Below are 12,798 nucleotides of genomic sequence, written 5' to 3' on the forward strand. Positions count from 1 at the left end.
GTCATCCTTTGCTTGTGTGAGGATCATTGCCCAGCGGGGATCGTTCAGCCGCCACCGTGATCGGGGCGGGTTGCGGCGCCCGCGCCGCCAGGCGGCGCAATCGCGCGGCGATCGGCATCCTGAGATGCCGAAGCGCAAGCGGGTCGGCGAGCGCGATCTTCAGCGCTCCAACCAACGATCTCATTTTCAATTGCCCGATGAGGAGCAGAAACGAACGCGCCTGGCGGAAGCCACGTGCGCGCTTGCGCTGCATCCTCCGCGACAGCGGATCCAGCGCGTAGCGGCGCAGGAACGCCTCGTCCGCCGCCATCATCGCGTCGATGTGTTCGAGCTTCAGCACGCGTGAGATCGAGCCCTCGCGGATGTGATAAGTGTATCCGGCCGAGGGCTCGACGGCGCAGCGGCCGCCGCAGGCGAGCGCGGATGCGAGCAGGATGTAGTCTTCGCCGATCCTCAGCGACTCGTCGAAAGAGAGACCATGTCCGGCGAGGAAGCGGCGATCGAACACCGGCTTCATGTAGCCGAAATTGTGCTCTGAGCGGAAAATCACATTTGATTCAATGAAGGCCGGCAGCGTCAGTTCGGACAGCGCTTCGAGTTCCGCATCCTCGAACATCCGGACATTGCTCCCGTCGAGCGACAGCACGTCGATATTATCGACGACGACCTGCGCTCCGGTCGCTTCGGCGCGGGCGATCATTCGCGCCAGCCGTCCGGGGCGCACCGTGTCGTCCGAATCGAGAACGGCGATCCAGCGGCCGCGCGCCGCCGCGAAGCCGGCATTGCGGGCCCCGCCCGGGCCGCGATTGTGTTCGAGCGCAATGAGCCGGACCCTCGGGTCGTCGATCGCGGTGACAAGAGCAACTGTGTCATCCGAGGAGCAATCGTCGACAACGATTACCTCGACCGTGACGTCTTCCTGGGCAAGCGCACTGCCGACCGCGCGGGTGATCGTGTCGGCGGAATTATAGGCTGCGACGACGAAGGTGACATCCGGGATGGGGTCGTTCGTCGGCGCGTGCACGGGAGCATTGAGGGACGCGGTCATCGGGAGGTCACCTCCGCGGCTCCATATTGCTCGAGTTCCTTATGGCCGAGCAGGCCGCTGATCACGCCGACATGCAGAACGGCGCGCAGCGCATACCGATTTCGACGGACCGGCGAAAGCAGGGAGAGAACCGCGGCGAACCCGCAAAAGGCTGCCTTGGAGGCGGCGAGCGCAAGGTTCAGGGGTTGGCCCGAACCGCGCGCCTTTTCCGTCAGCAGCCGTCCGTGCGTCTGGCCGGAGCGGAAGCGGCGCCTGGCAAGCCAGGCAAACGACGCCCGGCTTTCGGGCACCGGCTCATGCACCCAGGCATCCTTGGCAAAGGCGATCGTGCCGCCGGCTTGGTGCATGCCGGTAAAGAAATCCGTGTCCTCGCCTCCGCTCCGGCCGAGCGCCAGTTTGAAGCGGCGGCCATGGAGCGACGCGGCTTTGATCCGGAGCAGGGCGTTGCAGGTATAGCCGGTGCGGATTTCGCCCTTCACCCATACCGGCAAAGTCGAGTGGAAGTCGCTGCGGCGCATCCAGGCCGGCGCCGACGGCGCATAGTGGGCCCGGACCGGGCCGAGGACCGCGTCCGCGCCGCTCGCCTGCGCCTCTTCCAGGAGGCACACCAGCCAGTCGCGCGAGGCGGTCTCATCGTCGTCGATGAAGGCGAGAAGGTCGCCGGTACTGTTATCCAGGCAGGCATTGCGGGCGATCGAGATGTTCGAAGCCGGGCAATGGAGATAGGTGACCTCGAAAGGCATTTCCGGCAGCAGTTTCTCGACAAGCGCCTTGGCGCTCGGCTTGGAATCGTTGTCGGCGACAATGACGCGAAGCGTCGCCCTTGCCGGCACCGTCACCGCCGCCAGCGACCGAAGTGTCGCGGCGAGTTCGGGGCGACGAAAAGTGCAGACGCCGATGTCGATCTGAAGGGTCGCGCTCATTGCGTCACCCGCCGCCTGAAATCGAGAAGTTCCCGCCAGAAGCCCGCGGACCACGCGAGATGCATGACCATGGCCGAGATCGCCGCGAGCGGTCCGTAGGGATTGCGCTCACCGAGCGCCATCCAGACGCCGTAGCCGAGGCAGGCCGCTGCCCAGACGCCGAAGGGGATGATCGCCGCCCAATTGACGATGGCGAGAAACGCGCCGAACGCGACAGGCGCGACGGCAAGCGGCAGCATCTGCCGGAGGCCGGGCATGGCGCGGTGCTTCAGGATGTTCTTCGCCCGGCCGCGGCCATAGCCGAAATATTGCTTGAACAGCGGCACTATCCTGGCGCGCGGATAGTAGACCATGCTGGTCCGATCGGTCATCCAGATGCGGTAGCCGGCCTTTCCCAGGCGATAATCCAGCTCAGCATCTTCATTGTGGCTGAAACTCTCGTCGTAACCCCCGACCGCCGCGAAAGCGGCAATGCGCATCAGGGCATGATGGCCGTGCTCGGCCCAGTGGCCGGCCGCGCCCGTCCGGTGCCTGGAGCCGCCATTGCCGAGCTTGGAATTCTGCGCGTAGGCCGTCGCCTTCTGGAAGGTGCTGAAACCGACGGTCTGCATGGCGACAACCACCGAGTCCGCTCCCGTCGCGAGCGCTTCCTCCACCAGACGCTCGCAATAATCGTCGGGGTAGCTCGCATGCGCATCGATGCGGATCAGGTAGTCGACGCCCGAACCGAGTTCGGCGACGGCCCGATTGACGGCGGCGCTCTGGATCCGCTTCGGATTGTCGAGGAAAAGGATGCGAGGATCCTCTTCGGAAAGGCGACGAGCGATCTCGCGCGTACCGTCGGTGCTGCCGCCGTCGGTGATGACGACCTTCGCATCGAGGACGTCGACCGAGGGGCGCAGCTTGTCGATCAACGCCTCGATATGCAGCGCTTCATTGAGGCAGGGTATGACGATGAGGGTCGATTTCGATGCCAGGCTGTCCGCGGTCATAGCAATCCACTTTCGTTGTGACGGGCTTCCGCAAGGGCAGCGGCAGGCATGATCGTTTGCGGCGCATCGACGGCGATCGTTGCCAGGCGCCGCACCAGAGTTTCGCAATCCGACCGATCAAAGACCCAGGTGGCCGGATGACATCGGCTGATGCGATCGGCTGCCTCGGCGAAGTCGTCCGGCGTCATCGAACCCAGAAGGGCGGCGAGGCTGTCGGGATTGGCTTCCTCGAGCACGAGGCCTATGCCGCGCACGGCGAGAAAGCGTGCCGTCTCGGTGCCTTTCATCGCGATCGGGATGCGGCCATGGCGGCAACCCTCGTAAAGCCGGTTTGGCAGCAGCCAGGCGGAATTCTGGCCTTCTTCGAAGAAATCGATCGCCCAGGTGAAATGGACGTCGCCATAGATCCCGGCGAGGTCCTCCGGATTGCGATAGGCACCGCCAAACCGCATGAACGGCTCGTTCTGGACGAAGCCGTCGAAGTCGGTGAACTCCGAGTAGGCAGGCCTGCCGCGGAGAACCACCTCGAAACGGCCTTCCATCTTGCGGGAAAATTCGGCGAGGAGGCCGAGCGACTTGCGGCAGCGCAGCGCTCCGAACCAACCGATCCTCCAGGGAGCGCCGGGCGGTGGATATTGCGCGGGAGCTACCGTCGGTTCAACGCTCCCGTCGATCTCGAGCACCTTGTTTTCGAGCAGCATCGGCGGCGCCTCGATGCCCGAAAGCGGGCGGAAGTAATGCTCGATGAAGGCCGGCGAACTGGTGATCAGTGAGCGCGCGTCCCGGCCGAGGCGGGCCTCGGCGGCGCGCAGCGCCCGCCCGACCATGTCCCTGCGCAGCATCAGCCGGTGGATGTCGAGACACTCGTAGACGATCGGAACCTCGCCGCCGAAGAGCGCGATGGCGCGTTGCGCAACGGCGAGCATTTCGAGATTGCGGGCGATGATGAGATCGGGCTTTCGAACATGTCCGAGCCTGCTCTTCAGTGACAGGCAGGCTGCGGCTACCGCGCCGATCCGCTGCGCGAACCGGCCGTCCGAAGTCGTCCCGAGTTCGATAGGCTCGATGCCACTCACGGTGGCAAGCGGATTGCCACCGCGGCGGAAGCCGGCCAGCGTGACATCGGCGCCGCCGGCGACGAGCGTGAGCGTCCTGCGCCGCACGGCGGGGTCGGCAAGGTCCTGTGCCAGGTAGAGTATCTGCAGCATGAAAACATCCGTTCCCCTGCTCAGCCCGGGCCGAGCTTAGTTCAGTTTCTTGTGCAGCGCAACAAATTGCTGCAAGTGCTCACAACGCGGTCATTTGCTCAGTTTGCGGTCATTCCAGTCGGCAGGCGACCGACTCGGCGAATTGGCATTTGTCGCCGGGAGCCGTGAAGGCGACCCGATCGACCTGGAGCTTTGTCGGATCCTTGTAGGAGAATGTGCCCATCCAATCGCTGAGCGTGTCCGTTCCCCACAGGCTGAAGAAGATCTTCTGCGCGTTGACCGGGATCTTGGCGGGATCGGTAACCTCGTGAACCAGTTCGCCGTTGATGTAGTAGCGCAGCCGGTTCTTCTCCCAGACGAAGGCATAGTCGTTGAAGCCCTGGTTGGCGCCGCCCGGCACGTCGGCCAGAAATTCGTTGCCGCCCTTCGCCGACACATACTGATTGATCTGCACTTTCGCGGTGTTCTTGCCGAGCACCTCGAAATCGATCTCGTCATGCGGCTTCTTGTCGGTCGGGCCGATATAGGTGAAGAAGGCGGAGTTCAGCCCCGAACCGTCGGCCGCCTTGATCCGTGCCTCGTAAGTGCCGTAGCCGAAGCGCTTGCGGGTCTGGATCTCGCCGCAGGCGAAATTTCGCTTGCCTTCCTTGCGCTCTTCGAAGCCCAGCTCGAGAATGCCGTCTACGATCTTGACCTGCTTTTTCGACCAGGTGCAGTTCTGATGCGCGCCGTTGTCCCATCCGTCCGATACGAACCAGACTTTTCTGTCCAGCTTGTCGAAATCATCCATGAACGAGGCGCCATTGGCACCGTCCTGTGCCGCGGCACCGCTCAAGGCGCAGGCGAGGGGAAGTGCTGTGAAAAGGGCGAGGCGCCACAGGCGCCCATAACGGTTGGGGTTCATCGTCTTGCTGCCTTTTACTACGAATTCGGGCCGGGAAGTCAGGAGGCCACGGAACGGGGCTCGACTGTGGGTTGTCAGGATGGAGCGTAAACGCGGTTCTCCAGGGCGGCGCAGCGCGCATGATGTCGATCGGCGTCGAGACATAGGCGCCCTATTCACGATATCCGTCACTCCTATCGGGCGGCGCCTGGCAGCGCCGTTTCAACAGAACAGACTTGAGCTCACATTGAATAAACTAGGCCATTTGCAGAGAAAAAATATGGCAGTGCAGCAGAAAAATGATGGAGGCCATGCTGCATCGCACCCAAGCGGCGAAGTTTTCGACGGCAAGCCCTTACCTGCATAGGGCAGCCATTCAGGATAAATCCCTGTTTCCTCGCATGTTGCGAAAACTGTGCCCCGCAAAATTTGGGGGCAATTGCAAGTTGAGAGAAGAGGCTGTGAATTTTCCAAGACGGACGCGATTTTTCCGACTTGGAACCGATGTTTCGGGCGGTTGCAGAGGGGAAATGCGGCAAGGATGAGGCGGGGGCTTCCAGTCAGCGCCGCCGCGGCTCAAGATAAATCGATTCGCACTAGCGACCGTTCGCAGAACTCGGGACCGGCGCCGAGCGGGCTAGTGAAGCCGTCCGGCGACCGCTGCCGCGCGCCGAGGGCGGGGCATTCCCACGGGTGATTACCCCTAAAATGTTTCTGGAAAATTGCCCTGCTTAAGACAATAGTATTTGCATACTTCAGTGCTTTCAGTACCAAAGCAAGCCCGCCGCGCAATCGGCGGGTTTTTTGCGAACAGGTACGGGCGCATCGCTGCCCACGCCGCCGGGCTACTCGTCCTTGGACTTGGCTGAGATCGTGTCCGGATTGCTCCCCCGGAAGGGCTTTCTCAGTTCGTCTAGTTCAGCCTGACGCTCTGCCGCTATGACCGGTTCCCTTGATTTCAGCGAAGGCATCAGGATGGCTGCCAGCAGGCCGATCGGGCCAAGCACGCAACCGATCAGCAGCCAAAGAAGACTGTGTCCGCCCCTCACCGCAGCGACGACCGCGGTCGCGATGGCGCAGAATATCCAGAACTCGACGATCATTGACTCTCACTTGACACCTACGAGGGAAGCCCTCGGATTACTCTTCCGCTACGCGTTGGGAGCCTTCTGCTCTGGGTTGCCCTCGCCACATCCCGGCCCGGAGTGATCGTGCCATTTCCTGTGCGGCGGCGTACAGTCCCCTGTCGTGGTTTTCCCTGTTTATTGCGTAGCCGGATTCGACCAGCCAGCGGTTCACGTCTTTCCCGTCCGCTCGGAAACATGTGCCGATGTAACGACCGTAACGGTCGCGGCCCGCGAATTCGCAGCGGATGGGACGGGACGCCGAAAGAAATGCATCCAGGGCCAGCGACGATTCCTTGCCGCACCGGTAGTCTGCTCCGGATTCGTCGAGGCAGACCTGCCAATCTTCCGGTGCATCCACTCCGTTAAGTTGGATGCGCTCGCCTGCAATTTCAATGGTGTCGCCGTCGATCACGAAGGCGTCGCCGATGATCGGCCCGGTGCCCGCGGCAGGGCCCGCCGTCAACAGTAGGACAAGCGCTATCGGTACGGTCCCTGGGGGGAGCCGCGGCGATACCCCACACCATCGTGCGTGCGGCCGCTGGGGTCCTCCGGCGAGGATCGTTGCCGCCATCCGACTGCCGATCATGCGTCCATCCCCGCCCCGTTGAGGCAATGAACCTAACTCAGGGGCGTTGCGGACCGCATCCTTCAAAAACTAGGGGGCGCGTTCGAGATCCGTGGATATTGGCGATAGATCCTGAAGGGGTAGCCAGCCCCTTCAGGAAACGTCGAAAAATCATCCGCGGCATTTGATCAGAAGACGAACATGTAGAGCAGGATGATGACAATCAGGGGAACACCCATCAGCCAGAGAACGATACCTTTCATTTCAATATCCCGGTAGTTGTTGTCCATGCCGAGGTAACGCGGCGCGTAGAAAAGCGTTCCTCTGCCGGCATGGCGCAACACGGTCGGATCGTCGCGGAACAACGGGCCACGGGAGCAGCCAGCGACCCGCGGCATTCCCGCTTCAGCGTTTGCTGGCGCGCTTTACTCCGCTCGATCCACTGCAAGGCCCTCGAGGAGGTAGCGGACATCGCCCGTTCCGCCGAGCGCCACCGGAGCAGGCGACGTGGAACGGCGGAAGCGCTCGGTCTTGTCCCCGACAATGCCGCCGACGATTGCCGGGAGGGCGGCGGGGTGCGTGAGGGCATAGGCGAATGCGGACGCGAAACCTTCATGGTTCTTCAGGTCAAGGAAGTGCCGCAACTCGTAGCGACCGCGGATATGGCGTTCATGCCGCCGCAGCGCCGCGGCGACGTCGCCGCTCAGGCCTGTCCCGGCGAGGATGGCGCGGTCGGCCTCATAGAGGCGCCGCAGGTCGATCGTTCGGTGGCTGCCGCTTAGTGAGTTGCCCCGCACCACGGCCGCATAGCCGCAGCTATGGATGATTTTATAGCGCGCGCCTTGCGCGAGCGCCCTGGCATAGAGGTCGAAGTCCTCGCCGAGGCGTAAGGTCTCATTATAGCGAAGGTGGAACTCGTCCAAAAACGAGCGCCGCATCAGCGGCTTCAGGAAACCGATCTCGCCACGCCGCACCCCGCGACGCGAAATGTTGCCGTCGACGAAGCCGACGAGATCGAGCAGGCGAGGACTGGGCGCGAAACGTTCGATCTTGCGCTCGGCCGCCGTTGCCTGCGCGGCGTCGATGAAGGCAATATTATCGGCGACGAAATCCCAGCCGTCCTGCGCAAGCAATCGGGCCATCCGCCCCGGGAAGAAGAAATCGTCCGCATCCAGCACGCCAAGTAGCGGGGATCTCGAAACGGCGATCGCGTGGTTGCGCGCTGCGGCGGGTCCACGGTTCTCTTCGAAGCGGACGACATGCAGCCGACCGCTGGCATCGTCGGCGGCGCGAGCGGCGGCTGCGGTGTCATCGGTCGAGCCGTCGTCGATGACGACGACCTCCGCGACTTCCGGTTCGGCGAGCGCAGATCCGATGGCCCTAGCGATCGTGTCGGCGGCATTCTTGGCGGCAATGATAATGCAGACATTCGTCGGCGCGGCTGACGTCATACTGGCCTCCAGCGAATCATCCAATGCGTCTTGTGCATGTTGCCTTCGATTGGGGCCGATCGAAGGACAAAACATGCGGCAATTCATGTGCTACAGCGGCCTTATGGGCGTTGAAAACCGCACGGGCGTGGAGCGACACGCAGGAACATGCATCGCGATCATGTCGCAAACGCGTCAAAGGGCAGGATTTTTTGCAGGCGCGAAAAGGGCCGAGAGACCTCGGTCAGGAATTGAAGTGGCGGGGGCGGTTCAGACGCCGCAGGGAAACCTTGCTCGCCTGCTTTTCGTCACTCGTCGCTTCGGCCGGCGGCTTGCCGGGGGATAACTTTCGGCGCTCGCGCGCCTCCTTCCACACCAGGAAAAGCACGGCGAGAAAATATCCGACCTGTATGAGAACCGCACAAATCAGCGTCTGAACAGCCGTCGAGGCGAGCGAGCCGGTCAGGAAATAGGTTGCGATGGCAAACGCCGCCAGCGCGCCGAACATGCTCACAAGGAAGCGTGGTGCGAACATCGCCTACCCCGCTCTCTGATTTTCTGGTGGAACCGTCATCGAATTCCCAAGCCTCGCTCCTGTTTGAACTATATTAGCGGTCGCTTGTCTCTTCAACCTGCAAAATGCAACTTTGTCGCTACGGTACCTATTCCGAAAAGCTTTCCGTCATCTTTAAGTAGACGGAAAAATTCGATGAGGTCTGCCGTTAACGATACAATCACTGATATGTTCACCTGTTTTAAGTGATTATTTTTTCGCGAAATCAGGGGGTCAAGATGACTCGCCGGCGCGGCCCCTAAATTGACAGGGGAAAATGCGAACTCGTTCTGATTGCTGCTATTTTTGCCTTTGCCCGAACAATTTTTTGGATCAACTTTTGTTACAAGGTCCCGGGCCGGCGCCTCAGAATATGTGCGGCGCAATAAAATGATGCAATGCAAAAAAGTCATACGATATTTACCGCTTGTAAAATTTCGCGAGCACATGGCGTCGTCGCGGCGAGTGAAAAATTGATGCGCCAAATACAATACTTTAGGCATCGCAAATAATGAACGCGCGCCGATGTTTGAATGTGACAATTCAGGGCTGATCTATTTTAGCTGTGACCTCCAACCGATATGCTTAAAATCCGGTAATAGTGTCACGTCGGCCCTGCCGAAAAATGCTTTGAGGCAGCGGGCTCCAGCGCCCGCCATCATTCCGCCTTCAAAAATCAAATTCTCACCATACACTCGCGCTAGATGACGCCCCGTCCCACGGGACCGACAATCGCCAACCTAAATGGAGTCCCCTCTATGAAGTCCGCGACTCGCTCGGCCAGTACGGCTTTTTTTATCCCCCAGGAGACCGGTGCCATCCGGCCGATCGGCGGGATATCAAAGCGAAGCTTCGACGTTCTCATTGCCTTTCTGGCACTCGTCGCCCTCAGTCCGCTTTTCCTGCTCATCATGACGCTGGTTAAGCTCTCGGATGGGGGTAGCATTTTCTATGGACACCGCCGCATCGGCCACAACGGTCAGACCTTCAAGTGCCTCAAGTTCCGCACGATGATGGAAAACGGCGATCGGGTCCTGCAGGAATTCTTCAAGTCGAATCCTGCCGCCTACGAAGAATGGCGCACGACGCGCAAGCTGCAAGACGATCCGCGCGTCACCGTTGTCGGAAGCGTCCTTCGCAAGCTCAGCCTTGATGAGCTGCCCCAGCTCCTCAACATCATTCGTGGTGAAATGAGCATCGTCGGACCGCGTCCGGTGGTCGAAGACGAGCTGGAGCTCTATGATTCGGCCGCAGAGTTCTATCTGCGCTCCCGCCCCGGTCTGACCGGTCTTTGGCAGATCAGCGGCCGCAATGATGTATCCTATGCCGCCCGGGTGGCCTTCGATACGCATTATGTCCAGAACTGGTCGCTCCTTGCCGACCTTGTCATCGTCTTCAAGACGATCCCCGCCGTCTGCCTCTCCCGCGGCAGCTACTGAAACCTTGGCGCCCGCTCGCGACCGAGTACGACGCCAAGCAACGGGAAATCCCAAATGCAATTGATCAGAGTTCCAGGGGCGCCAACCGGCTCCCGCAAGCTTTTCCATTTCGCCCGCCTCGCACTCTGCGCGGCGCTAGTCGTGTCCGCTGCGACCGTCGCCCGGGCGGACGACTATCGCCTCGGCGTCATGGACAAATTGCGGATTCGCGTTGCCGAATGGCAGACGGCCGAGGGCGCGGTCCGGGATTGGTCGGCCGTCAGCGGCGAATATACGGTCGGAGCATCGGGCAGCGTCTCGCTGCCTTTTGTCGGCGATCTGCCCGCCTCGGGCCGGACGACGACGGAGGTCGCCGAAGAGATCGGCATCAAGATGCAGAAGCTGTTCGGTCTGCGCGACCGGCCGTCTGCCTCGGTCGAAATGGCACAGTACCGGCCGGTCTACCTCTATGGCGAGGTGGAGACACCTGGCGAGTACCCCTACGCTCCCAATCTGACGGTCCTCAAGGCAATCAGCCTCAGCGGCGGGCTGCGCCGGGGCCCGAGCGGCCAGCGTTTCGCCCGCGACTATATCGCTGCGAATGGCGATTCGTCCGTCCAGGTTGCCGAGCGCAACCGGCTGCTCATTCGGCGTGCCCGTCTGCAGGCGGAGATAGCCAAGCATGACAAGATCACGCTGCCCGAGGAACTCAAGAACGCCGCCGGCGTTGACAAGCTGCTCGAAAGCGAGACGGCGCTGATGGTATCGCGCGACAAGCGACAGGACCGCCAGCTCGACGCCCTGGCAGATCTCAAGTCCCTGCTGCAAAGCGAGATCGACTCGCTGGCGAAGAAATCCGAGACGCAACAGCGCCAGCTCGAACTCGCCACCGAGGATCTGGACAAGGTCGACAGCCTCGCCGAGAAGGGCCTGGCGCTCAGCCAGCGCAAGCTCTCCCTCGAGCAGCGGGTGGCCGACGTGCAGTCGCAGCTTCTCGACATCGATACGACATCGCTCAAGGCCAAGCAGGACGTGAGCAAGGCGACGCAGGACGAATCCAACCTGCGCAACGACTGGGATGCGCAACTCGCCCAGGAACTGCAGAACACCGAGGCCGAACTCGACACGCTGACGCTGAAGCTCGGCACCAGCCGGGATCTGATGACCGAGGCACTCATGCAATCGGCAGACGCGGCGCAACTGGAGGAGCAAGCCGAAAGCATCACCTATTCGATCATTCGCGAACAGGACGGAAAGTCGACGGAGATCGCGGCGACCGAGACCACGCCGGTGCTTCCCGGTGACGTGATCAAGGTCAATGCTGCAGTGGCGATGCGGTGAGAGCATGAGGGTCCGGAAGGCGAGCCTCATAGATCCTGACGCGAATGGGCTTTACGGCACCGCGGCCGTTGCCCTTTCGCTCTTCGTGTTCGCCTATTCGACCCGTTTCGGGCAGGTTTCCGTCCTGCTCTATTACGGCCTGTGGCTGCCGCTTGTTCTCGTCGATTACCGGAGAGTGCTCGGCAACTACGGCAAGTTCCTCTGGATCTTCGCCTTTGTGATCCTTGCCTGCCTTTCCATGTTCTGGTCGGCCGCGCCGGGCGTGACGCTGCGCACCAGCATCCAATATTTGAGCCACATCGTCTGCGCGCTCATTGCCATGCGGGTGATCGACATCCGCACGCTCGCCCGCGGGGCCATTGCCGGGGTGGCCATCGTACTGGTCTACTCGTTGCTTTTCGGCGTCTACCATTACGACCCGCTCGACGGCACATACAGCTTCGTCGGCGCATTCGCTTCCAAGAACCAGCTGGGCTTCTATGCGTCGCTCGGCATCTACTTCGCCTTCATGGCCGTCGTTGTTCTGGGCGAGGGGGGCGTTTGGCGTATGGCCGCAGGCGGCGTGGGGGCCATCGCCGCCTATTCGCTGCTCGCCTCGCAATCGGCCACGTCGGTGCTGACGACGGCAGCGATCGTCGGGCTCTGTGTCGGCATGCGCGCGATCACCGCGCTCAGGCCCGCGAGCCGAAAGGGTCTCTTCATCGGCGTGGCGGCGTTCGGCAGCATTGCCGCCGTCGCCCTGATCTATGCCGGTGCAATCGATCTCGTCCTCGGCGCATTCGGCAAGGATTCAACGCTCACCGGACGCACCTATCTTTGGCAGCAAGGTATCGAAGCCGCACAGTCCGCCCCTGTCTTCGGCATCGGCTACCAGGCCTATTGGGTCCAGGGATTTTCCGAGGCGGAGCGGCTGTGGGAAGAGTTCTACATCACCGCCCGCTCCGGCTTCCACTTTCACAATACGTATATCGAGGCCGCCGTCGAAACGGGATTGGCGGGCCTGATGCTGTTGACCATGCTGCTGCTCACGGCCGTTTTCGGTCAATTGAAGCGTCTGCTGTCCGAGGACCGGGATGCCGAGGCGATGGTGCTGTTCGGCATCGCGATGCTCCTCTTCATTCGCTCCTTCGTCGAGATCGATATCATGAACCCGTACCAAGTCGGCTCATTCCTGCTGTACTTCACCGCGGGGAAATTGACGATAGCGCGCCGCGGACAGGCGGTGACCTGGCTTTGGCCGGGCGACGGGCACAGGGCGCCCTATGGGCCGCGGCTCAGCATGTGATATCGCGGTCAGAGGGGCGAGGGGA

The 12,798-nt window shown here is 61.7% G+C and carries 14 protein-coding genes; 3 read left to right on the forward strand and 11 right to left on the reverse strand.

All coding sequences use genetic code 11. The features are described from left to right. Position 1: 1 nt before the first annotated feature. The 11 genes from AU381_RS12280 to AU381_RS29685 all read right to left on the reverse strand — a co-directional run bounded on the left by AU381_RS12280 (position 2) and on the right by AU381_RS29685 (position 9,271). On the reverse strand, positions 2-1,048 hold the full coding sequence (locus tag AU381_RS12280) for a glycosyltransferase family 2 protein (protein WP_082909905.1): 1,047 nt from the start codon (positions 1,046-1,048) through the stop codon (positions 2-4). Further along, positions 1,045-1,971 (reverse strand): glycosyltransferase family 2 protein, encoded by a 927-nt coding sequence (locus tag AU381_RS12285; protein WP_064242051.1) that lies wholly within the window; start codon positions 1,969-1,971, stop codon positions 1,045-1,047. The genes AU381_RS12280 and AU381_RS12285 overlap by 4 nt, the downstream gene beginning before the upstream one ends. Further along, positions 1,968-2,963, reverse strand: a complete 996-nt coding sequence (locus tag AU381_RS12290; protein WP_064242052.1) for a glycosyltransferase family 2 protein — start codon at positions 2,961-2,963, stop codon at positions 1,968-1,970. Before AU381_RS12290 ends, AU381_RS12285 begins: the two co-directional genes overlap by 4 nt. After that, a complete protein-coding gene (locus AU381_RS12295) occupies positions 2,960-4,171 on the reverse strand; it encodes a glycosyltransferase family protein (protein ID WP_064242053.1) in 1,212 nt (403 codons plus the stop codon). The genes AU381_RS12290 and AU381_RS12295 overlap by 4 nt, the downstream gene beginning before the upstream one ends. A gap of 109 nt (positions 4,172-4,280) precedes the next feature. After that, a complete protein-coding gene (gene exoK / locus AU381_RS12300) occupies positions 4,281-5,075 on the reverse strand; it encodes an endo-1,3-1,4-beta-glycanase ExoK (RefSeq protein WP_064242054.1) in 795 nt (264 codons plus the stop codon). An 824-nt stretch (positions 5,076-5,899) separates the two neighbouring features. Next, complete coding sequence (locus AU381_RS12305; RefSeq protein ID WP_064242055.1) at positions 5,900-6,157, reverse strand: hypothetical protein; 258 nt, start codon at positions 6,155-6,157, stop codon at positions 5,900-5,902. Between the two features lie 37 nt (positions 6,158-6,194). After that, positions 6,195-6,593: a thermonuclease family protein gene (locus AU381_RS12310; RefSeq protein WP_342028730.1), complete on the reverse strand. Its 399-nt coding sequence runs from the start codon at positions 6,591-6,593 to the stop codon at positions 6,195-6,197. Positions 6,594-6,934: 341 nt separating this feature from the next. After that, positions 6,935-7,144, reverse strand: coding sequence for a hypothetical protein (locus AU381_RS12315; protein WP_064242057.1), 210 nt, complete (start codon positions 7,142-7,144; stop codon positions 6,935-6,937). Positions 7,145-7,171: 27 nt separating this feature from the next. Then, the gene (locus AU381_RS12320; RefSeq protein ID WP_064242058.1) at positions 7,172-8,197 is read right to left on the reverse strand and encodes a glycosyltransferase family 2 protein; all 1,026 of its coding nucleotides are present in this window, start codon (positions 8,195-8,197) and stop codon (positions 7,172-7,174) included. Positions 8,198-8,420: 223 nt separating this feature from the next. Then, entirely contained in the window at positions 8,421-8,711 is a 291-nt protein-coding gene (gene exoX, locus AU381_RS12325; protein WP_064242059.1) for an exopolysaccharide production repressor ExoX, read from the reverse strand. Between the two features lie 92 nt (positions 8,712-8,803). Continuing rightward, positions 8,804-9,271 carry a hypothetical protein gene (locus AU381_RS29685; protein WP_156528586.1) on the reverse strand — a complete coding sequence of 156 codons (468 nt, stop codon included), beginning with the start codon at positions 9,269-9,271 and terminating at the stop codon, positions 8,804-8,806. A gap of 216 nt (positions 9,272-9,487) precedes the next feature. On the opposite strand from AU381_RS29685, the gene exoY reads away from it, so the two are divergent. Genes exoY through AU381_RS12340 form a run of 3 tightly spaced genes read left to right on the forward strand, consistent with a single transcriptional unit; the run spans position 9,488 to position 12,773 of the window. Beyond that, positions 9,488-10,168, forward strand: coding sequence for an exopolysaccharide production protein ExoY (gene exoY / locus AU381_RS12330; protein WP_064242060.1), 681 nt, complete (start codon positions 9,488-9,490; stop codon positions 10,166-10,168). Positions 10,169-10,222: 54 nt separating this feature from the next. Continuing rightward, positions 10,223-11,488, forward strand: coding sequence for a polysaccharide biosynthesis/export family protein (locus AU381_RS12335; RefSeq protein ID WP_064242061.1), 1,266 nt, complete (start codon positions 10,223-10,225; stop codon positions 11,486-11,488). Positions 11,489-11,492: 4 nt separating this feature from the next. Next, positions 11,493-12,773, forward strand: coding sequence for an O-antigen ligase family protein (locus AU381_RS12340; RefSeq protein WP_064242062.1), 1,281 nt, complete (start codon positions 11,493-11,495; stop codon positions 12,771-12,773). Positions 12,774-12,798: the final 25 nt, after the last annotated feature.

This window comes from Sinorhizobium glycinis (genome assembly GCF_001651865.1).
Lineage (GTDB): Bacteria > Pseudomonadota > Alphaproteobacteria > Rhizobiales > Rhizobiaceae > Sinorhizobium > Sinorhizobium glycinis.